The organism is Erysipelothrix sp. strain 2 (EsS2-6-Brazil) (assembly GCF_016617625.1).
Classification (GTDB): domain Bacteria; phylum Bacillota_I; class Bacilli_A; order Erysipelotrichales; family Erysipelotrichaceae; genus Erysipelothrix; species Erysipelothrix piscisicarius.
In genome coordinates this window covers 151,987-177,865 of sequence record NZ_SBAR01000001.1, presented here as the reverse complement: position 1 = coordinate 177,865, position 25,879 = coordinate 151,987, and the positions used below count along the sequence as shown (strand labels likewise).

Sequence of the window (25,879 nt, the reverse complement as noted above, 5' to 3'; positions counted from 1 at the left end):
AGGAACCTTTGTGATCCGCCATACCGAATCTTTTCAAGATTTGGTGTGCGGGTCATGGATTAAAGGTTCCTTTTTTCTATTCTTTTCGAGAGCGTCGATCTAATTTTTTAAGATAGTACTTATGGTCACGGTAATCTTTCCATTGTCGATAAATTAGATAGACAATCCCGAGAATCCCGAATCCAACGGCTAAGATAAAACCGATGATTTTTATCGCTTCAAAAGCAATCTGAAGATAGGAGATTTTTATTACTTCATCATTAATGATTTCTTTTTCAAGAAGTGTTTTTCCTTTGTAAGAGAAACGAATTTCACCCATCTTCATACCTTCTGAGATGGGAGCCTCAAATTCTTTCTGACTTGGGATAAATTCGATTTTGATGTCGTCTTGATCATAATCTTTGGGTAAGTAGCTCATGATATCGTCTTCGAACCAGATATCAAAATCGGATCGCCCGTGTTTAATTGGGATGGTTTGAATGGTTGTGTTTTTATACAATAAAGGAACATAACGATAATGTTCAAGGACGTGTTGATAGACGGTTCCGTGGTCGATAATCTGAGTATACAGCCGGTTTTCAAAAGGGGCATTGGTTGAAATGAAAATGTAGGATTGTGATGCATCTTCTGCAACACTTGAAAGTGCACGTTCTGCGAGATCGGTTGTCCCGGATTTTGCCCCTTTAATCATCGTATAGCCTTTTTGGTGTGCAACACTTAAGGATTCGTTAGTGAGTGCGATGCCGTTGGGATGAGTAGGGGTTGATGATGTAAGGTAGGTTTCGGTTTTATAGATAGTTTCGAATGTGGGGTTTTTTAATGAATACCTTAACAGTAATGCAAGGTCATCTAACGTTGTTAGGTGCTTTGGATCATCAAGGCCGCTCGTATTTACAAAGTGGGAGTTTTTCATTCCAATGCGTTGTGCGAGTCGGTTCATTTTTTCCACGAGTTTTTCGGGATCTTGTGTTAGATAGGTTGACATAGCCCGTGTCGCATCAGCTCCGGAAGGTAACATGATTCCGTGAAGCAGGTCATTGAGTGTTAATGCATCTCCCTCTTGAAATCCGGCAACAGAGGCGATGGGATCCAAGCCCTCAAAAACCTCGGGGGGCAAGGTATAAATCGTGTCAAGTGATGTATCGCCCAATGCTTCAATTGCGGTAATGACCGTGAGGACTTTTGTGATGGAAGCGGGGTGAATCGGTGTGTCGTGATTTTTTTCGGCGAGTGTTTGACCTGTATTGGAATCAACAAGGATGTAATTTTGACTCTGCAGATCTAAATCGTAGATCGGAATTAAATCATGATTTCCCGCAGCGTTTATGGGAAGAAGTGTCATGGCTAGGATCAGAAGTGTTAGGACAATTTTTTGTTTCATAAGAATACCTCAATATAAGTTTAATTAATCATACGACAAAATAGACAGAAATGGGTAAAAAACAACTGAAAAATGTATAAGGCAGAGGATTGATGACTTGATTTTAGAAGTTCTATGATAAAATAATACTAAAGAGAAAAGAGGTCAATCATGAAATTATTAGTTATCAGTGATCGGGACTCCGTAAAGCAAGAGCTTACCGATTTAAACCGTGATTTTGAATATTTGGATTTGCGAAAAGGATTTCCCAATGAACAATTAATGGATGTCTATGAGATTGAAAAACCGGAGTTGTGTCGTGTTGTCCGTCAAGAAATTGAATCGATTCATCCGGATAAGATTGTTGTTGTGGGTGAATTAACTGATTATGTATGGTTAGGGACAATTGTGACGCGTCTATTTGGTCAGTTCAATTCTTGGAACGGCCAACGTGAAAATGCTTTTGGAAAAACAACACTGTTCATTAACGGTAAAGAAGTTCCTTTATATGCAATTTATAAAACAAGCGATTGGAGGTATGTGGATGAAGCATAGGATTGAGGCTTTGACCCTAAGTGGTATACGTCAGTTTTCAGCGCGTTTTCAAGGTCGTAAAGATATGATATTTCTAACGATTGGTGAACCGGATTTGGATACACCTGAAATAATTAAACAAGCGGCAGTGGATGCATTGACGCGTAATGAAACGCATTATCCACCAGCGATTGGTAATCTTGATTTGCGCGATGCGATCGCTCGTTATGAATCACAATTTAACATCCATCCTTACAAAGCTGATAATGTGATTATCACTAATGGTGCAACGGAAGGATTAACGTTGGCGATTTGGTCGGTTGTGACGGAAGGGGATGAGGTGGTGATTTTCACACCCAGTTTTCCGTTATATCAAACGCAAGTTACACTAGCGGGAGCAAAACCGGTACTTCTCGATACCAGTGAATCACAATTTCAAGTTACATCAGCGATGCTTGAGAAGGTCATCTCACCACGCACTCGTGCAATCCTTTTCGCAACACCCAATAATCCAACTGGGGTCGTTTATAATGAAGCAAGCATTCAAGCAATCCGTGAGGTGCTATCAAAACGATCAGATATTTATGTAATTGTCGATGAGGTGTATCGTTCAATGTTGTATGAAGGGAATATTCCATCATTACGCATGGATGAATCAATTCAAGACCAAATCATTATTACGCAGAGTTTTTCAAAGTCGCATGCAATGACTGGATGGCGTGTAGGGTACGTTTTGGGTGAAGCGCATTTAATCGAGTTGATGCATCGTCTTCATCAAAATCTTGTAACTGGAATTTCAAGTTTCTCCCAACCGGCATGTATTGCTGCATTGGATGTGGATACACAGTATATGGTCGATGCCTACGCAAAACGTAGAACGTATGTTTTAGCGCGCTTGGATGCAATGGGGCTTCAGTATGTAAAACCAGAAGGTGCATTTTATGTCTTTCCTTCGATTCAACGGTTTGGGATGCCTTCGGAAATTTTTGCCACGAAACTTGCGGAAGCATATGGGTTGGTAACCATCCCTGGAATCTATTTTGGGACTGAAGGATTTATTCGAATTTCATATGGAAGTCCTATGGATGTACTTGAAAAAGGCCTTGATCGATTGGAACAATTTATCACGGATTTTGACAAGGATAAATCGTGATTTAGCCTTGTTTAAGCAAGGACATTATGATAAAATAAACAATGGCATCAAAAGAATGCCTAATTCACACATCATGGATTCGTAGACCCCGTGCTCACGATGAGTTGTCTACTTTAGAAATGATGGAGGACTAACGGAAAGGTAGGAATTTAGTTATGTCAGTTGTGACAATGAAGAAATTATTAGAAAGCGGAGTTCATTATGGACACCAAACACGTCGTTGGAATCCAAAAATGAAACCATATATTTATGCTGCAAAGAATCGTATTTACATCATCGATTTAAATAAAACTCAAGAAAAACTTGATGAAGCATATGCGGCAATGAAAGATATCGCAGAAAAAGGCGGTAAACTTTTAATTGTAGGTACAAAGAAACAAGCTCAAACAATCGTATTAGAAGAAGCATTACGTAGTGGATCATTCTTTATCAACCAACGTTGGTTAGGTGGTACATTAACAAACTTCCGTACAATCCAAAAATCAATTCGTCGTTTAGTTGAAATTGAAGAAATGGAAAACAGCGGATCAATCAATGTTTATACTAAAAAAGAAGTGTCATTATTACTTAAAGAAAAAGACCGTCTAGAAAACTTCTTAGGTGGAATTAAAGAAATGAAGAAACTTCCAGATGCATTATTTGTGGTAGACCCAATTGAAGATGCTAACGCTGTTGCTGAAGCACGTAAATTAGGAATCCCAGTATTTGGAATCGTTGATACAAACTGTGATCCAGATGCAGTTGATTACGCAATTCCTGGTAACGATGACGCAATCCGCGCAATCCGTACAATCGTAGGATTAATGGCTGATGCAATGATCGAACCAAAAGGTGGCGTATTGCAAGTTGCTTATCAAGATCAAGATGTTGAAGATATCACAATGGAAGACGTTATCGTTAATGTAGAACAACAAGCTGCTGAAAATGACCGTCGTCGTCGTCAACGTTTCGAAGAACGTCGTAAACGCGATGATCGTCGTCGTCAACAACGTTATACACGTAATGACCGTCCAACAAATAACCGTGATGAAAAAGTAGAAGCAAAAACAGAAACAAAAACAGAAAAAAGTGAGGCGTAAAGATGATTAGTGCAAAGTTAGTTAAAGAACTTCGTGATCTTACTGGAGCTGGAATGATGGACTGTAAGAAAGCTCTTGAAGCTACTGAAGGCGATATTCAAGCTTCAGTTGACTGGTTACGAGAAAAAGGTATTTCAAATGCTCAAAAGAAATCAGGTCGTATTGCTGCTGAAGGAACAACAAAGGTTACTGTTAAGGGAAACCGCGGTATTGTTATCGAAGTAAACTCAGAAACAGACTTTGTTGCTAAGAATGATCAATTCGTAGAACTCGTTGATACATTAAGCAACGTACTTCTTGAAGCTAATCCTGCAGATTTAGATGCAGCTTTAGCAGTTGATGTTAATGGACAAACAGTATCAGATTTAGTTGTTGCTGCAACAGCTACAATCGGAGAAAAAATTACATTACGTCGATTTGCAATCGTTGAAAAATCAGATGATGAAGTATTCGGTGAATACATGCATATGGGTGGAAAAATTTCAGCATTAGCAGTTCTAAAGAACGCAGATGATGAATTAGCAAAAGACATGGCAATGCAAATTGCATCAATGTCTCCACAATATGTATCACAAGCTGAAATTCCTTCAGAAATCATTGATCATGAAACAAACATTCAAGTTGAAATCGTTAAAAATGACGAATCACTTTCAAATAAACCAGAACAAGTAGTTGCTGGAATCATCAAGGGACGTGTAAGCAAATCAATGCAAGACATCTCTTTAGTTGACCAAATCTTCTTTAAAGATGGTAAAGCTAAGGTTTCACAAGTACTTAAATCAGCAAATGCTAACGTAGAATCATTTATTCGTTATGCAGTTGGTGAAGGTATTGAAAAACGCGAAGAAGATTTCGCAGCTGAAGTTGCAAAAGCAGCTCAAGTTTAATTAATGATATAAGGACACAGTTACTGTGTCCTTTTTGAAAGGACGTGCAACATGTACAAACGCGTATTGTTAAAATTAAGCGGTGAAGCTCTATCAAAAGATGGAGAAATATTTGATCCGATCGTTCTCGATGATTTATCAGAACAAATTAAAACAATCGTCAACGATGGTGTCGAAGTCGCTATTGTTGTCGGAGGAGGAAACTTTGTAAGAGGTCGTATGGCTGATGATTTAGGTATTGATCGCATGCAAGTTGACTACATGGGAATGTTGGGCACAGTAATCAACGCTTTAGCAATCCAAGGCGCTTTAGAACGCAACGGTGTTGAAACACGCGTTCAAACAGCAATTGATATGACTAAGGTCGCAGAACCCTTTATTCCACGTCGTGCAATCCGTCATTTAGAAAAAGGACGTGTTGTCGTATTTGGTGCGGGTACAGGCTCTGCATACTTTTCAACGGATACTACTGCTGCACTACGTGCATCAGAAATTAAAGCTGATGTTATTTTAATGGCAAAAAATGGTGTGGATGGTGTTTATAATTCAGATCCAAGAGTTAATCCAGATGCCTTAAAATATGATAGTTTATCCTATATGGATGTAATTCAAGAAGAACTTGCAGTCATGGATACAACTGCAACATCGATGTGTATGGATAATGATATTGATTTAATTGTATTTAATATGAATGAAAAAAATAATATAATAAAAGCAGTAAAAGGTGAAGCAGTAGCAACACGTGTATCTAAGGGAGGAAAATAAAGATGCAATCAATCATTAACGATGGTCGTCTTTTAATGGACGAAGTAATTGAAAACTTTGAGACACGCTTAGGCGGTTTACGTTCAGGCCGTGCGAATGTGTCAATGTTATATGGGGTGTCAATTGACTATTATGGTTCAGCAACACCCATTGAACAAATTGCTCAAATTTCAGTAGTCGAAGGGCGTCAATTGGTAATCAAGCCATTTGATCCATCTGCACTTAAAGAAATTGAACATACAATTAATAACGGTAACCTAGGGTTACTTGCTCAAAATGATGGTACGGTGGTTCGTATTAATGTACCTCAATTAACTGAAGAAACACGTAAAGAAGTTTCAAAACAAGTTGGTACTTTAGCAGAAGATGCAAAAGTAGCTGCACGTAATGTTCGTCGAGATTTAAATGATGAAATTAAGAAACTTGAAGATCTTCCAGAAGATCAAGAAAAACGTCTTCTTGATGATGTCCAAAAACTTACAGATGATATTACAAAGAAAATTGATGCGATTTCAAAAGATAAAGTTAAGGAAATCATGACAATTTAATTATGAATAGCCTAAAACATGTGGCCATCATTATGGATGGCAACGGACGTTGGGCAACAAAGCAAAAAAAAGAGCGTACATTCGGTCACTACTACGGGAGTGAGAATGTACGTGATATTGCTTTGGAAGCCTTAGATTTGGGTGTTGAGGTCATTACTTTGTATGCATTTTCGACTGAAAACTGGAAACGTCCTCAAAAAGAAATCGATTATCTGATGAAATTACCGGCTGTGTTTTTTGAAAAGTTTTTAAATGAATTGATGGAAAAGGGCATTAAGATCCGAACAATTGGTGATCTTACGAAAATTCCTGCACGTACGCGTAAGGTAATGGATAATGCGGTTGAACGCACAAAAGATAATAACAAATTAATTCTTAATTTCGCATTGAATTATGGTTCACGTGATGAAATCGTTCGGGCGGCCCAATCAATTGTGGATGAAGGTATTGAAACTGTTACAGAAACAGTATTTGAATCGTATTTAGATACGTTTGGATTACCCCCTGTTGATCTCTTAATTCGTACAGGAGGCGATCGTCGACTTTCGAATTACTTATTGTGGCAATTAGCGTATGCGGAACTTCTCTTTGTAGATGTTCAATGGCCAGAGTTTGATCGTCCAATGTTTAAGTCGTGTGTAGAGGATTTCAATCAACGAAATCGTAGATTTGGAGGACTTTAGTATGAAAGAGCGCATAACCACTGCCATTGTATTAGTCGCTGTTTTTGGTGCAGCCTTATTTGCAGGGAATCGGGCTCTTTTTACTTTAATCATGGGTTTAATTCTTTTGGGAGCATATGAAATATATCTTCTCAATAAATCGCGATTAAAGCCCGTTATTGTCCCTATAATCATCGCATTTACCATAACAGGTGGCTTAATTCAAGCCGATTATTTGCCATCCTATACTGCTGTCTTAATCATGACGCTTTTTGCACTGACGGTATTTTTCGAATGGTTTACCTTTGATAATGTTTCCTATATGTTTATCCTCATAATGATGTTAGTTCTTGCGGTGCAAGCTGTGAGCGTAGTATTGAACTATGATAAGTTTGTATTTATTTATGTACTTCTTGCTACATACCTAACTGATACGTTTGCGTATTTTGGGGGTATGCTATTTGGAAAGCATAAACTCATTGAGCGGATTTCTCCAAAGAAAACGATTGAAGGTGCGGTGATCGGTTATGCGATGTCCGCAATATTATCCTTTATCTTTGGTTCAGTATTTATTCTTAACTACGTACCCTTAAATGCTGTCATTGCAGGGTCACTTATAATCCCTTTTATTGGTCAAATTGGCGATTTAGCATTTAGCTCAATTAAACGCCATTTTGATGTTAAGGATTTTGGCTATATATTCCCAGGTCATGGGGGTGTCTTGGATCGTGTTGATAGTGTGATTTTCGCACTCTTGACATTCAATATTATACTTACAATCTTTGTATAGGAGGTTTGCATGCAAGTATTACTTAATATATTTTATTTTGTTCTCGTTATGGGATTGATTGTATTCATTCATGAATTAGGTCATCTTATGGCGGCAAAGGCTTTTGGCGTCTATTGTAATGAATTCGCAATTGGCATGGGACCTAAAGTTTTCGAATATAAGAAAGAAAATTGGGAAACCAGTTTCTCAATTCGTGCATTGCCCTTAGGGGGATTTGTATCGATGGCTGGTGAACCAGGTGAAGCGGACTTTGGTGTCGAACGTGAACGAACCATTGTTGGGATTAAACCTTGGAAGCGTCTTATTGTGATGCTTGCCGGTATCTTTATGAATTTAGTGTTAGCGTTTGTGATTTTCACAGGGCTTTCAATGCATCTCGGGACGGTTGATGCACCCAAACCCATTGTGGCAGGTGTTGCGGAAGGGTCACCGGCAGAAAAGGCTGGACTACGCGTTCAAGATGAAATTACAAAACTAACATTTGATGATGGGAAGGTCGTGATTCCTCATGATTTTAATCAGCTCGTTACGAGTATTATGGTTTATGAAGATCATGAAGTTACCATTACGGTAATGCGAGATGGTCAAGAAGTTGATACAAAACTAAAACCTGAATTCAATAAAGAAGAAGAACGGTATCTCATTGGTGTTCAAGCAGTTAGTGGTGAACATCGCGATTTAGGGTTTTTTGAATCGATCATGATGGGCTTTACAATGCTGGGAACAATTATCCAGCAACTTGGTTTTGTACTAAGCAGACTTGTTCATGGTGTGGGTCTCAATGCTGTGGGTGGTCCAATTGGGATTTACCAAGTAACATCTCAAATTTCAAGTCAAGGATTTATTTTCTTCTTGAGCCTTATTGCACAATTATCCGTAAGTTTAGCGGTTATCAACCTTGTTCCGATTCCTGTAATGGACGGTGGACGTGCGCTCTTAACCCTTATCGAGATGATTATTCGAAGACCGATTCCAGAAAAAATTGAAAATGCCATTATGTCTCTTGGCGTTGCAATGATTATGGCGCTCTTTGTATTCATAATGTTCAACGATATTCGTAAACTTATTGGGTAACAGAAGTTGATTTAAGTTAAAAAAAGGCAAGAGCCTTTTTTTATGTTATAATGGTAAAAAGGAGTATTTTATGGCGTATAAGATTGAAAAACTTTCATTAGATAAAATGTGGCTGGCTACAATGGAGATTACGGTACCCGATTATTCTCGTGATCTATACTTAAAAGCAATTGATTCATTACGCAATGAGTTGATTCGTCTTAATGTAGAACTAACAGAGCCAGAATATAACTATACAGTGGCATATGATTCAGAAGACCGTATCGAACTTGTTGATGTTAAGCTTTTCATTGCTGTGAAAGAGCCGATTGAAGACCTTGGACCGATTAAGTTTGTTCAAGAGAAACCCGATGAGTTGATACGTATTGTTGCGGATTCATTTGTGGATGTTCATACGGGAATTGCAGAATGGATGCATGAACATGATTATGTCGCGGATGGCGATATGAGACGTGTTGTGGATGCAGATCAAGAATATGTCTTTGATTGCCCATATAAAAGAGCAGATGATTAATCTGCTCCTTTTTTATGCCATACAGAATACAATTGCGATAAAATGCGCAAGCGACGCTAAATTAATAAATAAATGCCAAATAAAATGATAATACTGTTTATCTTTTTGCATATAAAACCATGCCCCAATGCTATACAAGACACCACCAAGGACAATCAGTCCGAGAAATAAGGGCGTTGTATTTTCTAGTAAGCGTGGAATTAAGACGACAGCAGTCCATCCCATCACTAGATAAATCCCAACTGTAATGGATGGCTTAGCATTCTTAGCCAGAGCCTTATAAAGAATTCCTAATACTACCATAAGCCATTGAATTAGAACAATCACAATTCCAAATGTACCGCCAATGGCATAAAGTGCTATTGGAGTATAACTTCCAGCGATTGCCACAAAAATAAAACTGTGATCCAGAAATCTAAAGATATACTTATGATTTGAACCATACTCCATTGAATGATAAAGGGTAGATCCTAAAAACATAAAGAATAATGAAATTACGAATACCGCTTCTCCAGTAGCAAGGAGTGCGCCACCATCTCGATATGCATGAATGGAAACATAGGGAAGGCTTATAAGAAGTGCGAGCGCCATGATTCCGTGCGAGACACAGTTAAGAACTTCTTCTTTAAAAGAAAGTTTAATCATGTGCTTCATTGAATTTTCGTTTGTCATAATTACCTCCTAAGTTTATTCTACACTATCCACATATAAACTTATAGTAAATTCAAGTATGTGCGTATGTGAAATATTGTTCATGATGCACCCATTCAATTGTGATTGTGAGGGAATTATGGTATATTTTATTCCAAGGCGGTGGGTAATAATGAAACGTTTTAAACTTAAAAAGAAACTCTTAAAACTGATAATTTGTGCTGTGATTTTAGGATTTGTGGGGGTAAATTCAAGTGCATCGACGTATGCGGACCATAAAGGGTTGGAGGGATTTACACAAGAACTTGATCCTGAAATTGAACAGCTTCGTGATGAAGAGGATTTGGGGGAAATTGATTTGAATGAAAATCCAGATGTCCCATCCTTAGGTGGTGAAGACAATGAAACAGTAACCGTATTAAATCAAATGCGGAATTTTTCTTCTGGAGCCCGTGCACAACGTACAGAGGGGATTATTGAACCCAATGGATCGGGAAAATCTACCATTCTTCTATACAATAATTCAACAGGGGAAGCAGCACGTACGTATCTTTCAGATGGAGTCCTTTACAGTGGTGCCTTTCCGTTTTATGGCAAAGAAAACAATCGTTATAAAGTTCAAATTGCTGGCGCTATAGGTTGGGTTAATGCTTCGAACTTTAGAGAATATAGTTTCGATGAAGCAAAATCCATGAATATGTATAAAGTGAATGGAGATAACGAATTGGTTCACTATATCAGTCGTGGTGCAAATCAAACGAATGCAGCATCAATTCTTCTTGGACCAGCACCAAGTTTTTTACGTCAAGGGGTCAATTATTATTCGGCAGATGGTCATTATTTTTACACAAATCTCAAGACCATGGTTGCGGATTTAAAACTTAATAAAAATGCCGCGGCAGTCAATGCTTCAAATCCTTGGTATAACTACTATCAATATTTATCAAATCGTGCAAAATCATCCGTTACTGCGCAAGATATCAATAAATATTTAGCACGCAAGGGTTATACCGCAGCCCCTTCACCTAAAGTAACTGAGGTTGAGAATTTACAGCCACATGAGTCACTATTGGTTGGCTCGGAAAGTCACTTTATAAATGAAGGGAAAAAGTATGGGATTAACCCTCTAATTACATTTGGAACTGCAGTAAATGAGTCGGCATGGGGACGAAGTAATATTGCCTTAAAAGATAAAAATATATTTGGGCATTCTGCCTATGATTCTGCACCTGAATCGGCGACTGTCTATGAGAGTATTGGGATGTCCATTTCTAACCATATGACCCATTTCTTGAACTGGCATTATATGGATGTTACGGAAGCGAATTACTATGGCGGTTATCTAGGGGATAAACAAAGTGGTATTAACGTTAAGTATTCATCAGATCCATTTTGGGGCGAGAAAGCTGCAGAGTATTTCTACATCATGGATTGGTATATTGGTATGAAAGATTACAAGCAATATACCATCGGTTTGGTGACATCAAGTGGAACACCATCAGTTTATAAAGAGGCAAATGGAAGTTCTGCTTCAATCTACAAATTAAACGTTACAGGACAACATGTATTAATTCTTGATGAGATTAAGAAAGGATCAGAGGTGTGGTATAAAATTGCTGCAGATCCATTATTAACATCAAATCGTGACTTAATGCCTTGGGATACTGAGACAAGACCTTTTAAAACACCCTATAATGAAAATCATAACTATGGTTATGTAAAAGGGAGTGAAGTTAAAATCGTAGCGGGTAAGTTGCATAACGAAGCAAATCTAAAACGTGGAGATGTGAATGGTGATGGGAAAATATCACTCATCGATCTTGCGATGGTCAAAAGTCATCTATTAGGTAATTCAAAACTCAGTGGTGACAGTTTTAAACGAGCTGACGTTAATGGTGATGGTAAAATTTCATTATTAGATTTAGCGATGATTAAAAGTCATTTATTAGGAAATAGTAATTTAAACTAGAGGTGAATCATGAAAAAAATATTAAAATTAGTTGTTGTGGGGCTCATGACGGTCCTCTTATTACCGTTTAATGCGAATACAGTTCATGCCGCAAGTGGAAGCATTACTATCTCAGGACCTTCATCACTTGCGCCCGGAGAAACTGGGTATTATACACTCACATTCAGTGCTAGCGAAACAGCGTATTTTTCATATAATACGTCTGTATCAAACGGTAGTGCGGGCGGTGAAACATCCAGTGGTGCGTTTGGAAGTGGAGAGAGTAAAACTGAAAGTGCGAGTATTTCTGTAACTGCGGGATCAAGTGGAACGGTTGTGATCTCAGTCTCTGGTGTTGCTGCAACGACGTCTGCGAATGCTTCAGAATTCTCAATTGGAGGATCGAAAGAAGTTGCAATCGTTGCATCTTCAGGTGGGGGAAACTCATCGGGAAACGGTGGATCATCAGGAGGGTCAACAGGAGGTTCGACTGGTGGGTCATCAGGTGGGTCAAGTCAAGGTGGTGCAGAAGCGCCATCAAAGACACCTGAAGAACTCAAAGAAGAAGCTGAACAAGCAGAAAAAGAGCGCAAGGAAGAAATTGCGAAATCATTTTTAGTTGAGTCTATCGATATTATTTCCAGTGATACCAAACTTTATGGTGAAACGTTAAAGACAATAAAAATCGAAGAAGGTAAAACAGAATACGAGTATACATTACCTAAACGTGTCAATAAAGTTCTTTTAGATGTTGCCTCAACCGGCAATGATGTTACCTTAACGTTTGACAAAGAGTATGAATTCAAAGATGACGTAAAAGAGCATGTTATCACCGTTCGTGGTGCTCAAGAGGATGTCGTCAAGGAATATAAAGTCACATTAAAACGTAATTTAGATGAACCCACAGTCGTAAAGGTTGATGACCACGATGTGACGGTTTATGAAGATGAGATGTTAGATCGCTACATGGAATCAATTGGATTTAAACAAGCCGAAATTAAAATTGGGGACCAAAAAATCAATGGGTTTGGTAACGGTAATCTAAAAGCGATGTTAAGTCTTGAGAATGGCGAAGCATCATGGCGTGTATTCAGCAACGATGATGCCTATCTCGGGGATGCGGTTATGATGATGCGTTCTGAGAAAGAACCATTCTTTATCCAATCAACAACAAATGGTAGTGACCATGAAAAGGTTAATAAAGCGACGTATGTTGACCATACCTTGGACTTGGATAAAAAAATTCTTGAAATTGATCCAGAGTTGAAATTTAAACAAACTTATAAAGCTTGGGATTTAGAAGATGAATCACAGTTGCTTTATGGTATCAATTCTAAGGGGAAACAAGGTTTTTATAATCTAGATGTCGACAAAAATATCGAATGGTCCGTTGTCGGTTTTGATCACGTCGATAATGCTTATGTTACAGCTACTTGGGGACTTTCTGGTGCACTTGCTGTTGTATCAAGTGGGTTGGTTGCAAGTGTATTAGAACGAAAAGGCATCCTTAAATTTAAGAAAAAATAACTGAAGCAATTCAGTTTTTTTTTACGCATAAATTATCGAAGTGGCACCGTGATAAAAAGAAGTTTGATTTCAAGAAATTCCAGTGGAATGTCCGCCGTTTTCATTGTAATTATGGTAAAATAATGATTGAGGTGTGAACATGAAAAATAGAGTTAAAGCATTTTCAACAAATGTATTTTTGATTTTCTTAATCGTTTTGACAATCTATATCGGCTATGTAGGATTTATTGGTGGACCTCGCCGTGCTTATGAACGTGAAGATCAATTACATGTTGAAGCGATGATGAAATTAAAAGGCTATGAAGAGGCTCGCTTATTGAGTCGTTTTTCACTTGATCAAGTTTATTACATAACAGAAATAAAAGAAGATGAAGGCTCTAAAATTGTGTGGTTCAATAAAGGTTTAGATGCTTTCGGTGAACATGAAATGATTACCTATGAGCCGGTTTATGATTTGGCAGAGTCAATGGGCATTTCAAGTCGTAAAATTCGTTTGGGTGTCTATAATGACAAACTTGTATATGTATTAAAAACTAAAAATAAAGAAGTATTTGTAGATGTTGATGACTTATCCGTAGTTTTTGAATTGGAGGACTTTTAGTTATGTGGTGGAATAAGGCTTATATTAATCGCCGTGATTGGATTTTAGAGAATTTGGGTTCGCTGAAACTGACGCCTACCCAGACCCTAGTTTTATTAATGATTGATTTCTTGAATCAACAAGATGCTCCGATTACGCTTGAACTGTTGGCAGAACGTACGGCTTTAGACAGTCAAGTTGTGGATGAAACAATCCATGATTTAGTACGCCAGAATATTCTTGCGATTAAGGTATCGAAAGATGCCCTTGAGTTTAACCTTGACGGACTATTTCAAGACGGGGTTCGATATGAATACGTTAATGAAGGGATTTTTGAGGTGTTTGAATCGGAATTTGGACGATTGTTGTCTCAAAATGAGTTGATGACTCTTAATACATGGTTATCAAAATATTCGGAAGCCGATATTTTGGACGGTTTAAGAAATGCTGTGATCTATAAAAAAGTATCGATGCAATACATCAATGCAATCCTTGCGAATAAGCAAAAAGAGCGTTTAGGATGACCGTAGCTGAAATGATTAAAATTTTGGATGCTGAGTTTCCAAATGCGAAAAGTGACTTGGATTATCGCAATCCTTTTGAATTGTTGATTGCAGTTACTTTGTCGGCTCAGACAACCGATGTTGCAGTGAATAAAGTGACACCTGCCCTCTTTCAAGCTTATCCAACGCCCGAAGCACTTGCACAGGCAGATGTTAAAGTGGTTGAGTCGTATTTAAAGACGATTGGTTTGTACCGAAACAAAGCGAAGTATATTGTCGCATGTGCTCGGATGCTTGTTGAGGATTTTAATGGGGAAGTTCCCAGAACACGCACTCAACTGATGAAATTACCGGGTGTTGGTCGAAAAACAGCGAATGTTGTTTTAGCGGAAGGTTTTAAGCTTCCCGCAATCGCAGTGGATACGCACGTTGAACGTGTTGCCAAACGGCTAAAGCTTGCCAAACCAAATGATTCGGTAGAGGATGTTGAACGTAAGTTAATGCGTAAAATTCCGCGAGAGGATTGGGCTCGTGCTCATCATCTCTTATTATTATTTGGACGTTATCATAGCACCGCACGAAATGAGCGGGATGCTTTTGAGTTATTAGAAGAATTAAAGGAGAAACATCAATTATGAAAAATTTAAAAACCGATATCATTGCGGATTGGGTAAAAGGTTCTGTATTGGGTTCAGCGCAAATTCAAGGGGTTAAGGTCGATTCACGTACTGTGGAAGCAGGAGATTTATTTGTGTGCTTAAAAGGGGCTCGTGTAGATGGTCATGATTATATTGAAGATGTGATTGGTAAGGGAGCTGTAGCGGTTCTTGTTGATCATAAAATTGATAATCTTGATGTATGTCAGATTATCGTTGAGGATACAATGGTGGGCTTACAGATGTTTGCGCATGCATACCGTGAAACGTTAAATGCGACATTTATTGGTATTACAGGCAGTAATGGAAAGACTTCGACGAAAGATATTCTCTTTAGTATTCTAAGTCGTGTTGGAAGTGCTATCGCAACATACAAAAATCAAAATACTGAAATTGGAACTTACCTCAATCTCTTTCGCATGAATGAGGATACAGAATTCGGTATTTTTGAAATGGGTCTTGATTATGTCGGGGATGTCGCTGTCATGGCTGAATGTATTCGTCCGGATGCAGGACTTGTAATGAGTTTAGCACCAGCACATATGATGAATTTTGAAAGCATTGAACACATTGCTTCGGAAAAAATGAGAATCTTCGATTTTGTGACGCATAAAGATTTATCGTTTTACCAAGGAGATTTTGAACACTATCGTAATATAAGCCATGGTGAGCACACTTTTGGTTTTAATCAAGATAATGAATGGATTGTGTCAGATGTCGCTTCAAATAATGATGGCATCACATTTAAAGTAGATGGTATTGAATATTCAAGCAATCTTTTAGGGAATCACCAAGCGAGCAATTGTGCTGGGGTAATTGCCTTAATGCGTAAACTTGGCGTTGATGATGGACTTATTCGTGAGGGTTTGAATCACGTTGCATTAACCTCCCTAAGAACTGAGCTTGTAAACAAAGGGAATGCATTAGTCTTGTTGGATGCATACAAGTCCAATCCAATCAGTGCGAAATATGCTCTTGATTTGCTTGCACACTATGAATTTGAAGGGGAACGTATTGCTATCTTGAGTGATATGGTTGAGTTAGGTCCTGAAAGTCAACGTGCACATCTTGAGGTTCTTGATTGCATCCAAGATTTAGATATTAAAAGGGTTCATACATTAGGACCAGAATTTAATAAAGCGATTTCTCAACGTAAACTTGATTCGTCGCGATTCACAAATGATGAAACGTTTGAGGCATTTGTGGCACGGGTCACACCCTGTTTTAATGAGCATGCGATGATATTAATTAAAGGATCACGTTCGTATCAACTCGAGCGTTTAATGGAAGAGGTAAAGTAAATGGATAAGTTACAAGTGGCATTAGTTTTTGGATCAATTAATAGTGAACATGATATTTCAGTTGCAAGTGCAGCGTCTGTATTTGAACATTTTCCTAAAGATAAGTTTGACTGTGTACCTTTATACATTGGCAAAGATGGAAAATGGTATACGGGTGATTATACATTAGCGATGATGCAATCAAATAAACTTGAGGGACATCGTGAACTTTATTTACAATTTAATTATGATCGTCCCGGTTTTATTTATGCAGATGATCAAAGTCTCTTACCGGTTGATGTGGCATTTCTAATGTTACATGGTCGTATGGGTGAGGGGGGACAAGTTCAAGGACTTCTAAAATGTGCAAACATTCCTTTTACAGGCTGTGATGTACTTTCTTCCGCACTATGTATGGATAAAGGCTTTACACATATAATCTGTGAAGCAGCAGGCATTAATATGGCTGATTATCAATTAATCACCCATATTAACGATATTGATATTGAAAAAGTAACTTATCCTTGTATTGTGAAACCAAGTCGTGAAGGGTCTTCTTTTGGTGTGACCTATGTGCGTAATTATGATGAATTACTGAAAGCATGTTTGTTTGCGTTTGAATTTGATACCCGTGTTCTCATTGAAGCGTATATCAAGGGAACTGAGGTCGGTCTCGGTATTCTTAAAACCGATCAAAAGATGATTATCAGTGAAGTGGACCAGGTTAATGTTTCCGGTGAGGTGTTTGACTTCCAAGAGAAATATCACCCACATGCAACCGAGACACTCCCTATCTCTACATTCCCTGAATCGGTCCGAAAAGAGGTACAGCGTTTGGGTGAGCTTGCATTCAATGTTTTAGATTGCGCTCAATTCTCGCGTATTGATTTCTTTGTAACTGAAGATCATCGTATTTTCTTAAACGAAATTAATACAATCCCAGGATTTACAAGTTCATCACGTTATCCGGGAATGTTAGACCGTGCCGGTGTAAGTTATCCAGAATTGATTACCAAAATGATTGAGGATTTACTATGATTAACAACTGTACTGTATTTGTAGACGAACAAAAAATCCTGAACAATACTGAAAAACTGCGTGAAATTATTAAACCTGAAACGAAAATCATTGCGGTCATTAAAGCCAATGGTTATGGTTGCGGTCTTGTGGAAGTAGCACATACTTGTGAAAAGATGAAAATTGATGTACTTGCAGTTTTAAACATTGAACAAGCCCGTGACCTTCGATCCCATGGAATTACGACACCGATTCTTCTTCTTGGTGCTACCCTCGAGTCAAATTTTAAGTATTTGATTGAGTATGATTTAATGCAAGTTATTGTTAATCATGACTATGCATTAAAACTGAATCAATTTGGTCTTGACCACGGTGTTAAAGTTAAAACACATGTAAAAGTTGATACAGGCCTTCATCGCTTGGGTATGGAAGATTATGAAGAGATTAAGACTTGTTATGCACTTGAGGGTCTAGAAGTTTGTGGTATTTACAGTCATTTTGTGGAAGCGCAGTCTTATGATGGAGATGCAGTTGCATTTTCAATGCTTCAACTTGAACGTTATAAGACAGTTATTGAAAAGCTCCATCAAGATGGCATTGATCCAAAGATGACCCATATTCAAAACAGTCCTTCCATCCTTAATTTTGGTGATTTAGGCTTTGATGCAGTTCGTTGCGGTATGATTATGTTTGGTCTCTATCACCCTTCACAACTGGAGATGTCTTTAAATGCGGGGTATGAACCCGTCCTATCTTTTGAATCACGCGTTTGCATGGTGCGTGAGCTTAAGAAAGGGGAGTATGTAGGTTATGGTCGCACATTCCAAGCAACGCACGATATGATGCTTGCTACGGTCTCAGCAGGCTATTGTGATGGGGTTATGAAGTCCTTGTCCCTCAATGGTGGTCATGTTGTTATTAATGATACACTGTGTCCGATTGTGGGTGATATTGCGATGTCTCAATTTATGGTTGATGTGACCGGAGTTCCTTGTGCGCTGGAAGATCGCGTGATTCTCTTTGGTCATGAGAAGCAAACAATTTATGATTACATCGCAATCACAGGACAATCGATTAATGAATTAATCAGTCATATTCTTTACGATATTCCTCGAATCTATATACATAAAATCTAAGAGACAATCCGTCTCTTTTTTTTATGCACGCAAAAAAAGAAGGCCGAAGCCTTCTATTTAAAGTTTACAACAACTTGAGATCCTTCATGATCACTTAATCTGAATGAACTCATCGCCGTACCATCTACAGTAAAGGAATCAATTATTCCAGATGCTTTACCTTGTGTGTCAACTGTGAGATATCCTGCATCAGCTGCACGCTTGAGATTAGAACGAAGATAGTCACCCGAAGCAGTGATTTCTAAATCGGTGACATTAACACTGATAACAGTTCCAGAATAATCACCCGGTTTTACATTTTTACCAAGGATATTTGGATCCGAGGAAACAACTGATTTATACTTGTTTCCTTCGAGAACATAATTTGCTTGAATGAGGTCTCGATTAAAGCCTGCTGCCACCATTTGTTCTACAAAGTCATTAAATGCAGTTCCTGCAGAGGGAACTAAAACACTAATTTCCTTGGCATCAACGGCTGTGCAGACTACATTACTCTTCTTACCGGTACTCTTATCGAAGGTGTAGTAAGAACATGCCTCAATTTTACCTTTTAAATTCTCAATCGTTACTGAGATTTCTTGATTTGGTCCTTCGGTCATCGATTCAGCGATGGGTTTACCATCAACACGAATTTCAGATTTATAGCGCACGGCACCAAAGAGCCATGATGGATCATACAGACGTTTTCCATCAACCGTACCACCACTTGGATAATTCATGGTTATGGTAGATGGTGCAACGGTTAATTGCGACGCATCGGGATAGGTTGCCATCTTAATATCAAAATTAAATTTATTTCCTTTTTGATTCATCATAACTTTATGATCACTGAGTGCTGCTAAGTCTTTTGGACTCGCTTCGGCAAGTTTTAAGAAATCACGTTTGATATAACCTGTAGCAAGGAGGCTTTGGTCCATACCTTCTACTGGCGCTTGATATGGGAATGTTCCCAAGATATGTTGAATATCGGCAACTGAACCCGGGCGGGCAACATCATCACCAGCACCATAGGATTCTTCAATGAGTGTTAGGAGGTAACTGTTGAGTTTACCTGTAAGATTTTGTGATGCTTCATCAACACCGTACTCATCGATGAAGTAAGGATTCTTCTTATCTTTTGAGTCAAAACCGGTCCATGTCGCAATACTGTATTCCGATGTTGCGGTAATCATGAGACGGTCTTTAATTGAATTTCGTGGAACACCTGTAGCATCAGCTGTTTCATCATCATATTTATTCGTTCCAGTTTTACCAAATACAGGGTAGTTACGACGTACTGGCGAGATAACCGGGTTATATGAACTTTCAACTGCATATTTCATAATTCGAGTTGTAAGCCATGCCGATGCATCCGAAATAACAGGTGTTGCAGTGTGCGAAGGAACATAAGGTTCCCGATCACTATCCAAGAACTCGATTCGAGTGACTGTATGAGGCTTAATATAATTTCCATCATTAAACATAACCGCATTGGCACCTGCCAATTCAACTGGACTTACAGTGAAGGTTCCATCACCAATCGCGAAACCAGGACGGAAATTATCCTCGGATACAGAACTGAATCCAAGTTTATTTAAATATTCAACCATCTTTTCATTACCAATGGTATCAATTGTACCTTGTGTTGCTTCAAGGGCAGGAATGTTTCGTGAATCGGCAACGGCCATCATCAATGGAACTTGTCCTAAATAGCGTCCATCATAGTTTCCAATTAGAATATCCGTACCACGATAATTCATCGGTGCGTCTAAGAACACATGTGATGTCGCAAGACCTTGATATTCAAATGCAGGTGCATAAGCAATATGAGGCTTCATAACAGATGCAGGTGAAGAGTTTCTCGCAATGGCGCGGTTATGAAGGAATGCACCATTATAATCGAAACCACCTACAATCCCAGCAATTTCACCGGTATGGTTATTAAGAATAACCGAACCAACTTGAATAGGTCGGTATTCATTTTTTTCTTCATCAACCAATGAAGGGTTTAAATCTGTAATTTTACGATTTTGGAAATCATCAATCCCTTTTTGCACGGTAGGATCCATACTTGTATAAATATTCATGGAAACTTTTCCTGGATCAAGACCCGTAAGTTCTTGGGCTTCTTGATAGGCGACATCGATAAATGCTTGATACTCAAACATTTCGCCTTCGGAAGCAGATGATTCAACAAGTAAATCCTCGACGCGTACTGCTTTCGCAAGTTGGTACTCTTCATCAGTAATATATCCGTGATAATTCATTAAGTAGAGTACTTCTTTTGTACGTTCGTCGGCTGCTTCAATGCTATAGTAAGGGTTATTCACACTCGGTGCATTAATAACACCAGCCAAGAATGCAGCTTCAGTTAAGTTAATTTCGGAAAGACGCTTACCAAAATATGCTTGGGCCGAAGCATCGGCACCCATTGTACGTGGAACACCATAATTAATCATATTAATATAGAGTTCAAAAATCATTTTTTTGCTAAGAACTTGTTCGCGTTCAAGTTTAGTAGAAAGATAAATTTCTTGCAGTTTACGGTTTACACCCGTTGCTGCATCTTCATTTTCCATAAAATACTGGTTTTTAATTAATTGCATTGTGAGTGTCGACCCACCTTGACCAAAACTAATCGAACCATGTCTTAACGAATCAAGGAGATTGGAAAGTGCTGCTTTGGTAAAGCGTGGAACATCCCAACCGCCATGGACAAAGAAACGAGAATCTTCAACCGCAACAAATGCATCAATTAACGATTGAGGCACTTGATCAAATGTTGTAGGATCGGATTTCTTTGCAGCAGTATTATAAATAGGCTCCCCATTCTTATCAAAAATGGTTGATGCGGATTGTGTTAAAAAGTCATCTTTTTTTAATACAGGTGCATTTTTCATGTTTTTTACGGTAAGTGCACCGACGCCTGTAACGCCAATAATTCCGATTGATACACAAACAATTAAAATCCATGCGACAATGCGTTGTCGTTTCAGTTTTTTCTGTTCAGGTGTTAAGGGTTTTTTATCTTTTTTTATTTTTGTTTTCTTTTGAGAACCATCCGTATTATTTGATGATCCACGCTTAATATGTGGAATCTCAGGTTCGTTTTTACTTTTTCTATTTGTCATAGACACTCCTTTATATAGACTCTATTAATAATGTCAAGATAATGACAAGGTATTTGATATGTACTTTCAAGTTGATAACCGACAGATCGAATCCACGAAAGGGGTAACGACCGAACATGTTTCTCACTGATATAAGGTACAAAGTCTTTTGCAAAGATCAAATACGTCTCATCAATCGTCCAAAAACGAATGATAAGAAATGCTATGGCACCATGCCGTGAAACCGCAGCAAGATGATCGAGCTGATGTTTATGAAGTGCAGCAAGTGGGAACAAGGTTTTGTTCTTGGTTTCTTTTGCTTCAAAATCAAGAGCGTATCCCTTATATACACCTTGATAATCGGTCGTGGATGCCTGTCTAAAATAAGCTTCAGTGATTTTTGCTTTGTTACGTGAAGGGTAGTCAACATTGACGATTTGAATCGGCGTAGGTTTTTTATGAACTACCGCCATGTCCTTCATAAGATAGTGGTCATTGGTCTTGTTGATATCTTCTTCAAGACTCATACCACGTCTACTTGTAACGCCAGTACCACTGGGTTTGTTGTAAGTTTTTTTTCCAGTTGGATATTGAATCATCTAATCACCAACAATATTATACTATAATTCCCATCAAATATCATATACTAAAAATCTTGGGGGAAAGCGGAGGTTTCCTATTGAACTTCAAACGGTTATTTGTAATAATAGATGAGAGGTGAATTTATGGCACAAAAATTAACGACGCAAGCAATCCTGGATAAAGAGTTCCATGTGGACTTTAAAGGATATAATGCAGTTGAAGTTGATCAATTCCTTGATCAAGTAATGCACGACTATGAATTCTTTGAAGGCATTATCAAAGAACAAAAAGAGTTGTTAGATCGATATGAAACCACATTAGGTCAACAAAAACGCATGCTTTTAGAATATGAAGGAAGAGATCGTGTGTCTAAGGATATGCCAACTCAATTCAGTCATGTAGACATTCTAAAACGTGTTTCACGGCTTGAGGAAGCGGTCTTTAATAATAAAAAATAAATCTTACTAACACGAAAGATAATCGCTGCAGTAAAATGTAGAGGAAAGTCCATGCTCGCACCACCTGAGATGGTGGTAGTGTTTGTGCTCAGTGAATCAATAAGCTGAGGTATAGAGGCATCTATAACGGCAGACCAAAATCCTAAGGGAAACTATGGATGGAGGCTATAAAAGTGCCACAGTGACGAAGTTTCTAGGGAAACCTAGGAAGTGGAACGAGGTAAACCCCATAAGCGAGAAACCCAAAATTGGTAGGGGAACTCACACTACTGAAATGAAGGTAACGTGAGACGTTTTTAAAACGTAGATAAATGATTATCGCAACAGAACATGGCTTAATGAGTGTTAATGCATTTAGGAGTAGAAATACTCCTTTTTTTAATTTCACAAATGCACACGTATTACATTGTAATAAAGTGTAATGATTGTTATAATTATTTTATATGTGTAAGGAAGGTGAGCATAACTTGGAAAAAATTGGCTTAATACTACAAGAACGCCGTAAAGAACAAGGTTACTCATTAGAAGAAATGAGTGTTAAAACGAAATTATCAACCGTACAGTTGAGTGCAATTGAAGAAGGAAATATTCAATTTTTCAAAGACGATTTATCGTATTTGAGCTACTTTGTACGTTATTATGCGAATGCTTTAGATATTGATTATAATGAATTGCGAAGTGAGTTGGATGATACGATTAATGCGTATACAGATTCCATTACGGTTTCACAAATCAAAAAGCAAGATGAAATTACAAGCAATGTCCAAAAAAAATCGAAGCAAGCTAAAGTTAAGAGCAAACCCGCATCGAAAGGCCGTAAGAAAATGGATTTACAAACAATTGCGATGCTCTTGTTTGCGATTGCGATTCTCGCACTATTATTCTTTGGTGGTTATAAATTATTAAGTGGAAGTCTCAATGTCAAAGATCCGATTGAAGATCCAGGAAGTACCATCGTAGTTCCAAAAGAAGATCCAAAAGAAGATGAGAAAGAAGATGAGAAAAAACCAGAAACCGAAAAGCCAAAAGAACCTGAAAAAACAAAACTTGAAGTCGCTCAAAAATCGATTGAAGGATCAAGTGTTGTTTATGAAGTGAAAAACTGGGTTAAGGATGAAAAAGCAACGTTTGATTTTGAATTCCATAATGCTTCTTGGACCTCTTTTACCGAAGATGGCCAACAGCTTGCAAATCCAGCTGCTAAGATTTTTAATGCTAATGAGAAAGCAAGTGTTATTCTCAATGTTGCGGATGGGAAGTCACTGGAAGTAACATTTGGTTACATGAATGGTAATGAGATTAAACTGAATGGTGAAAAAGTCGAAATGGATGCTTCAATTGCAACCTTACCCGACTATGCAACAATTACCTTCAAGTTTGTTGGAGGAGCTAACTAATGAATATCGCAAATAAACTAACCGTCTTTCGAATTATTCTAATACCAATTATTGTATTGGTGGAATTATTTCCTTACAGTCATTTTGGGATTACGGTTCCCTACATAAATATTGATACCGTGATGTTGTCGTATAAAAATATTGCAGTGCTTGTACTGTTTGCGGTCGCATCCTTTACGGATTTCCTTGATGGTTATCTTGCACGCAGTCGTAATATGATTACTGTATTTGGGAAGTTTTTAGATCCAATTGCAGACAAACTTCTTGTAAATACATTATTTATTATTTTCGCCTACCAAGGCATTGTTCCTGTTGTAGCAGTCTTAATTATGATTTGGCGCGATACCATTGTGGATGCAGTGCGAATGTTACTTGCTCAAAAAGGAATGGTTATGGCTGCTGGGTATTTAGGTAAGGTAAAGACTGTTGCGCAAATGATTGCAATTATTTTAGTCTTACTCAATAATCTGCCATTTGAGTTATATCATATTCCAGTTTCATCGATTGCAGTATGGTTTGCAACCTTGATGTCAGTATTAAGTGGGGCTTCGTATGTAATTCAAAGCCGTTCATTCTTTACAGAAAGTATGTAGTCTTTGTTTAGTTTCATATATGGAGGATCGTATGGAAGACGCAAAAAAAGATAAAGTTCTTGATGATGCAATAAAACAAATCGAAAAACAATTTGGTAAGGGTTCAATTATGCGCTTGGGTGATCGAGCTGCGGTTGATATTGACGCTATTAGTTCAGGATCGCTCAGTTTGGATGCTGCACTAGGAATTGGCGGATACCCTAAAGGTCGTATTATTGAAATTTATGGCCCTGAATCAAGCGGTAAAACAACGCTTGCATTACATGCGATTGCGGAAGTGCAAAAAGCGGGTGGTAAAGCTGCATTTATCGATGCTGAAAATGCGATTGATCCTATTTATGCTCAAAATTTAGGTGTTAACATTGACGATTTAATTCTTTCACAACCGGATAGTGGTGAACAAGGATTGGAAATTGTGGATGTCTTAGTTCGTAGCGGTGCTGTTGATTTAATTGTCGTTGACAGTGTTGCGGCACTGGTACCACAAGCGGAACTCGATGGTGAAATGGGTGATGCTCAAGTCGGTTTACAAGCACGAATGATGTCTAAAGCAATGCGTAAGCTATCCGGTGGCATGAACCGAGGGGAATGTACCGCAATTTTCATTAATCAGCTTCGTGAAAAAGTGGGAATTATGTTTGGTAATCCTGAAACAACACCAGGTGGCCGTGCGTTGAAGTTCTACTCTTCAGTTCGACTCGATATTCGTCGCAGTGAACAAATTAAACAAGGGACGGATATTGTTGGGAATAAAGCCAATATTAAAGTCGTAAAAAATAAAGTAGCCCCACCTTTTAGAACCACACAAGTTGAAATCATTTATGGTAAAGGTATTAGTTATATTGGTGAAGTCATTGATCTCGGTGTTCAATATGACTTTATCAATAAGAGTGGATCTTGGTATTCTTACAAAGATGAGAAAATCGGACAGGGTCGTGAAGCGGTTCGAAGTTTCTTAGAAGATAATCCTAAGATAACAGAAGAGATTGCTGCACAGATTCGCGAGATTATTTTACCGAAACGTGAAGTTTTAGAGAAAAAAGAGGATAAAGAATGATAATATATATCATTCTTTTTTTTGTCCTTGTGGAATTCA

At 38.2% G+C, this 25,879-nt stretch carries 26 protein-coding genes and 1 other RNA gene; 23 read left to right on the top strand and 4 right to left on the bottom strand.

All coding sequences use genetic code 11. From position 1 onward, the window contains the following. Nucleotides 1–76 precede the first annotated feature (76 nt). Nucleotides 77–1,381 (bottom strand): D-alanyl-D-alanine carboxypeptidase family protein, encoded by a 1,305-nt coding sequence (locus EPJ89_RS00750; RefSeq protein ID WP_161636605.1) that lies wholly within the window; start codon nucleotides 1,379–1,381, stop codon nucleotides 77–79. Between the two features lie 150 nt (nucleotides 1,382–1,531). Between EPJ89_RS00750 and EPJ89_RS00745 the strand changes: the two genes are divergently transcribed. The 10 genes from EPJ89_RS00745 to EPJ89_RS00700 all read left to right on the top strand — a co-directional run bounded on the left by EPJ89_RS00745 (nucleotide 1,532) and on the right by EPJ89_RS00700 (nucleotide 9,366). Beyond that, nucleotides 1,532–1,915, top strand: a complete 384-nt coding sequence (locus EPJ89_RS00745) for a hypothetical protein (protein ID WP_161636604.1) — start codon at nucleotides 1,532–1,534, stop codon at nucleotides 1,913–1,915. Then, the gene (locus EPJ89_RS00740) at nucleotides 1,905–3,047 is read left to right on the top strand and encodes a pyridoxal phosphate-dependent aminotransferase (RefSeq protein WP_200548776.1); all 1,143 of its coding nucleotides are present in this window, start codon (nucleotides 1,905–1,907) and stop codon (nucleotides 3,045–3,047) included. Before EPJ89_RS00745 ends, EPJ89_RS00740 begins: the two co-directional genes overlap by 11 nt. A gap of 155 nt (nucleotides 3,048–3,202) precedes the next feature. Then, on the top strand, nucleotides 3,203–4,126 hold the full coding sequence (rpsB, locus tag EPJ89_RS00735; RefSeq protein WP_161636602.1) for a 30S ribosomal protein S2: 924 nt from the start codon (nucleotides 3,203–3,205) through the stop codon (nucleotides 4,124–4,126). Nucleotides 4,127–4,128: 2 nt separating this feature from the next. Continuing rightward, nucleotides 4,129–5,013: a translation elongation factor Ts gene (gene tsf / locus EPJ89_RS00730; protein WP_161636601.1), complete on the top strand. Its 885-nt coding sequence runs from the start codon at nucleotides 4,129–4,131 to the stop codon at nucleotides 5,011–5,013. Nucleotides 5,014–5,064: 51 nt separating this feature from the next. Next, nucleotides 5,065–5,778 (top strand): UMP kinase, encoded by a 714-nt coding sequence (gene pyrH / locus EPJ89_RS00725; protein ID WP_125164644.1) that lies wholly within the window; start codon nucleotides 5,065–5,067, stop codon nucleotides 5,776–5,778. 2 nt (nucleotides 5,779–5,780) lie between these two features. Next, a complete protein-coding gene (frr, locus tag EPJ89_RS00720) occupies nucleotides 5,781–6,326 on the top strand; it encodes a ribosome recycling factor (RefSeq protein ID WP_125164643.1) in 546 nt (181 codons plus the stop codon). A 2-nt stretch (nucleotides 6,327–6,328) separates the two neighbouring features. Next, nucleotides 6,329–7,009 (top strand): isoprenyl transferase, encoded by a 681-nt coding sequence (locus EPJ89_RS00715; RefSeq protein WP_125164642.1) that lies wholly within the window; start codon nucleotides 6,329–6,331, stop codon nucleotides 7,007–7,009. Nucleotide 7,010: 1 nt separating this feature from the next. Continuing rightward, nucleotides 7,011–7,778, top strand: a complete 768-nt coding sequence (locus tag EPJ89_RS00710; RefSeq protein WP_125164641.1) for a phosphatidate cytidylyltransferase — start codon at nucleotides 7,011–7,013, stop codon at nucleotides 7,776–7,778. A 9-nt stretch (nucleotides 7,779–7,787) separates the two neighbouring features. After that, complete coding sequence (locus EPJ89_RS00705) at nucleotides 7,788–8,852, top strand: M50 family metallopeptidase (protein ID WP_125164640.1); 1,065 nt, start codon at nucleotides 7,788–7,790, stop codon at nucleotides 8,850–8,852. 70 nt (nucleotides 8,853–8,922) lie between these two features. After that, nucleotides 8,923–9,366: a hypothetical protein gene (locus tag EPJ89_RS00700; RefSeq protein ID WP_125164639.1), complete on the top strand. Its 444-nt coding sequence runs from the start codon at nucleotides 8,923–8,925 to the stop codon at nucleotides 9,364–9,366. Nucleotides 9,367–9,378: 12 nt separating this feature from the next. Here the strand turns inward: EPJ89_RS00700 and trhA are convergent, their stop codons facing one another. Continuing rightward, nucleotides 9,379–10,038 carry a PAQR family membrane homeostasis protein TrhA gene (gene trhA / locus EPJ89_RS00695; protein WP_200548775.1) on the bottom strand — a complete coding sequence of 220 codons (660 nt, stop codon included), beginning with the start codon at nucleotides 10,036–10,038 and terminating at the stop codon, nucleotides 9,379–9,381. Nucleotides 10,039–10,189: 151 nt separating this feature from the next. Here trhA and EPJ89_RS00690 point away from each other — a divergent pair, with 151 nt between their 5' ends. The 8 genes from EPJ89_RS00690 (at nucleotide 10,190) to alr (ending at nucleotide 18,664) form a co-directional block, all read left to right on the top strand. Then, a complete protein-coding gene (locus EPJ89_RS00690; RefSeq protein WP_161636599.1) occupies nucleotides 10,190–11,986 on the top strand; it encodes a dockerin type I domain-containing protein in 1,797 nt (598 codons plus the stop codon). A gap of 9 nt (nucleotides 11,987–11,995) precedes the next feature. Then, entirely contained in the window at nucleotides 11,996–13,492 is a 1,497-nt protein-coding gene (locus tag EPJ89_RS00685; RefSeq protein WP_200548774.1) for a hypothetical protein, read from the top strand. A gap of 139 nt (nucleotides 13,493–13,631) precedes the next feature. Continuing rightward, nucleotides 13,632–14,093 carry a transporter gene (locus EPJ89_RS00680; RefSeq protein WP_125164636.1) on the top strand — a complete coding sequence of 154 codons (462 nt, stop codon included), beginning with the start codon at nucleotides 13,632–13,634 and terminating at the stop codon, nucleotides 14,091–14,093. A 2-nt stretch (nucleotides 14,094–14,095) separates the two neighbouring features. After that, on the top strand, nucleotides 14,096–14,596 hold the full coding sequence (locus tag EPJ89_RS00675; protein ID WP_125164635.1) for a DnaD domain-containing protein: 501 nt from the start codon (nucleotides 14,096–14,098) through the stop codon (nucleotides 14,594–14,596). After that, entirely contained in the window at nucleotides 14,593–15,213 is a 621-nt protein-coding gene (gene nth, locus EPJ89_RS00670; RefSeq protein WP_161636597.1) for an endonuclease III, read from the top strand. Before EPJ89_RS00675 ends, nth begins: the two co-directional genes overlap by 4 nt. Continuing rightward, nucleotides 15,210–16,532, top strand: a complete 1,323-nt coding sequence (locus tag EPJ89_RS00665; protein ID WP_125164633.1) for a UDP-N-acetylmuramoyl-tripeptide--D-alanyl-D-alanine ligase — start codon at nucleotides 15,210–15,212, stop codon at nucleotides 16,530–16,532. The genes nth and EPJ89_RS00665 overlap by 4 nt, the downstream gene beginning before the upstream one ends. Then, complete coding sequence (locus EPJ89_RS00660) at nucleotides 16,533–17,549, top strand: D-alanine--D-alanine ligase family protein (RefSeq protein WP_161636595.1); 1,017 nt, start codon at nucleotides 16,533–16,535, stop codon at nucleotides 17,547–17,549. Then, nucleotides 17,546–18,664 carry an alanine racemase gene (alr, locus tag EPJ89_RS00655; RefSeq protein ID WP_125164631.1) on the top strand — a complete coding sequence of 373 codons (1,119 nt, stop codon included), beginning with the start codon at nucleotides 17,546–17,548 and terminating at the stop codon, nucleotides 18,662–18,664. The genes EPJ89_RS00660 and alr overlap by 4 nt, the downstream gene beginning before the upstream one ends. A 53-nt stretch (nucleotides 18,665–18,717) precedes the next feature. Here alr and EPJ89_RS00650 read toward each other — a convergent pair whose 3' ends face one another. Further along, complete coding sequence (locus EPJ89_RS00650) at nucleotides 18,718–21,774, bottom strand: transglycosylase domain-containing protein (RefSeq protein WP_200542674.1); 3,057 nt, start codon at nucleotides 21,772–21,774, stop codon at nucleotides 18,718–18,720. Continuing rightward, nucleotides 21,771–22,352, bottom strand: coding sequence for a Holliday junction resolvase RecU (recU, locus tag EPJ89_RS00645; RefSeq protein ID WP_161636593.1), 582 nt, complete (start codon nucleotides 22,350–22,352; stop codon nucleotides 21,771–21,773). Before recU ends, EPJ89_RS00650 begins: the two co-directional genes overlap by 4 nt. A gap of 126 nt (nucleotides 22,353–22,478) precedes the next feature. On the opposite strand from recU, the gene EPJ89_RS00640 reads away from it, so the two are divergent. From EPJ89_RS00640 to recA, 5 genes are all read left to right on the top strand, one after another. After that, nucleotides 22,479–22,793, top strand: coding sequence for a DivIVA domain-containing protein (locus EPJ89_RS00640; protein WP_013852834.1), 315 nt, complete (start codon nucleotides 22,479–22,481; stop codon nucleotides 22,791–22,793). 15 nt (nucleotides 22,794–22,808) lie between these two features. Continuing rightward, an RNA gene (gene rnpB, locus EPJ89_RS00635) (RNase P RNA component class B) lies at nucleotides 22,809–23,131 on the top strand. Nucleotides 23,132–23,260: 129 nt separating this feature from the next. Further along, on the top strand, nucleotides 23,261–24,190 hold the full coding sequence (locus tag EPJ89_RS00630; protein WP_237558265.1) for a helix-turn-helix domain-containing protein: 930 nt from the start codon (nucleotides 23,261–23,263) through the stop codon (nucleotides 24,188–24,190). Then, nucleotides 24,190–24,783 carry a CDP-diacylglycerol--glycerol-3-phosphate 3-phosphatidyltransferase gene (gene pgsA, locus EPJ89_RS00625; protein WP_125164628.1) on the top strand — a complete coding sequence of 198 codons (594 nt, stop codon included), beginning with the start codon at nucleotides 24,190–24,192 and terminating at the stop codon, nucleotides 24,781–24,783. Before EPJ89_RS00630 ends, pgsA begins: the two co-directional genes overlap by 1 nt. A 31-nt stretch (nucleotides 24,784–24,814) precedes the next feature. Beyond that, nucleotides 24,815–25,840 (top strand): recombinase RecA, encoded by a 1,026-nt coding sequence (gene recA, locus EPJ89_RS00620; protein WP_200542676.1) that lies wholly within the window; start codon nucleotides 24,815–24,817, stop codon nucleotides 25,838–25,840. Nucleotides 25,841–25,879 lie beyond the last annotated feature (39 nt).

What these genes read in the sequence shown, in the direction of transcription:
- EPJ89_RS00750 (WP_161636605.1), bottom strand. Translation starts at nt 1,381, where the DNA reads ATGAAACAAAAAATTGTCCTAACACTTCTGATCCTAGCCATGACACTT.
- EPJ89_RS00745 (WP_161636604.1), top strand. Translation starts at nt 1,532, where the DNA reads ATGAAATTATTAGTTATCAGTGATCGGGACTCCGTAAAGCAAGAGCTT.
- EPJ89_RS00740 (WP_200548776.1), top strand. Translation starts at nt 1,905, where the DNA reads ATGAAGCATAGGATTGAGGCTTTGACCCTAAGTGGTATACGTCAGTTT.
- rpsB (WP_161636602.1), top strand. Translation starts at nt 3,203, where the DNA reads ATGTCAGTTGTGACAATGAAGAAATTATTAGAAAGCGGAGTTCATTAT.
- tsf (WP_161636601.1), top strand. Translation starts at nt 4,129, where the DNA reads ATGATTAGTGCAAAGTTAGTTAAAGAACTTCGTGATCTTACTGGAGCT.
- pyrH (WP_125164644.1), top strand. Translation starts at nt 5,065, where the DNA reads ATGTACAAACGCGTATTGTTAAAATTAAGCGGTGAAGCTCTATCAAAA.
- frr (WP_125164643.1), top strand. Translation starts at nt 5,781, where the DNA reads ATGCAATCAATCATTAACGATGGTCGTCTTTTAATGGACGAAGTAATT.
- EPJ89_RS00715 (WP_125164642.1), top strand. Translation starts at nt 6,329, where the DNA reads ATGAATAGCCTAAAACATGTGGCCATCATTATGGATGGCAACGGACGT.
- EPJ89_RS00710 (WP_125164641.1), top strand. Translation starts at nt 7,011, where the DNA reads ATGAAAGAGCGCATAACCACTGCCATTGTATTAGTCGCTGTTTTTGGT.
- EPJ89_RS00705 (WP_125164640.1), top strand. Translation starts at nt 7,788, where the DNA reads ATGCAAGTATTACTTAATATATTTTATTTTGTTCTCGTTATGGGATTG.
- EPJ89_RS00700 (WP_125164639.1), top strand. Translation starts at nt 8,923, where the DNA reads ATGGCGTATAAGATTGAAAAACTTTCATTAGATAAAATGTGGCTGGCT.
- trhA (WP_200548775.1), bottom strand. Translation starts at nt 10,038, where the DNA reads ATGACAAACGAAAATTCAATGAAGCACATGATTAAACTTTCTTTTAAA.
- EPJ89_RS00690 (WP_161636599.1), top strand. Translation starts at nt 10,190, where the DNA reads ATGAAACGTTTTAAACTTAAAAAGAAACTCTTAAAACTGATAATTTGT.
- EPJ89_RS00685 (WP_200548774.1), top strand. Translation starts at nt 11,996, where the DNA reads ATGAAAAAAATATTAAAATTAGTTGTTGTGGGGCTCATGACGGTCCTC.
- EPJ89_RS00680 (WP_125164636.1), top strand. Translation starts at nt 13,632, where the DNA reads ATGAAAAATAGAGTTAAAGCATTTTCAACAAATGTATTTTTGATTTTC.
- EPJ89_RS00675 (WP_125164635.1), top strand. Translation starts at nt 14,096, where the DNA reads ATGTGGTGGAATAAGGCTTATATTAATCGCCGTGATTGGATTTTAGAG.
- nth (WP_161636597.1), top strand. Translation starts at nt 14,593, where the DNA reads ATGACCGTAGCTGAAATGATTAAAATTTTGGATGCTGAGTTTCCAAAT.
- EPJ89_RS00665 (WP_125164633.1), top strand. Translation starts at nt 15,210, where the DNA reads ATGAAAAATTTAAAAACCGATATCATTGCGGATTGGGTAAAAGGTTCT.
- EPJ89_RS00660 (WP_161636595.1), top strand. Translation starts at nt 16,533, where the DNA reads ATGGATAAGTTACAAGTGGCATTAGTTTTTGGATCAATTAATAGTGAA.
- alr (WP_125164631.1), top strand. Translation starts at nt 17,546, where the DNA reads ATGATTAACAACTGTACTGTATTTGTAGACGAACAAAAAATCCTGAAC.
- EPJ89_RS00650 (WP_200542674.1), bottom strand. Translation starts at nt 21,774, where the DNA reads ATGACAAATAGAAAAAGTAAAAACGAACCTGAGATTCCACATATTAAG.
- recU (WP_161636593.1), bottom strand. Translation starts at nt 22,352, where the DNA reads ATGATTCAATATCCAACTGGAAAAAAAACTTACAACAAACCCAGTGGT.
- EPJ89_RS00640 (WP_013852834.1), top strand. Translation starts at nt 22,479, where the DNA reads ATGGCACAAAAATTAACGACGCAAGCAATCCTGGATAAAGAGTTCCAT.
- pgsA (WP_125164628.1), top strand. Translation starts at nt 24,190, where the DNA reads ATGAATATCGCAAATAAACTAACCGTCTTTCGAATTATTCTAATACCA.
- recA (WP_200542676.1), top strand. Translation starts at nt 24,815, where the DNA reads ATGGAAGACGCAAAAAAAGATAAAGTTCTTGATGATGCAATAAAACAA.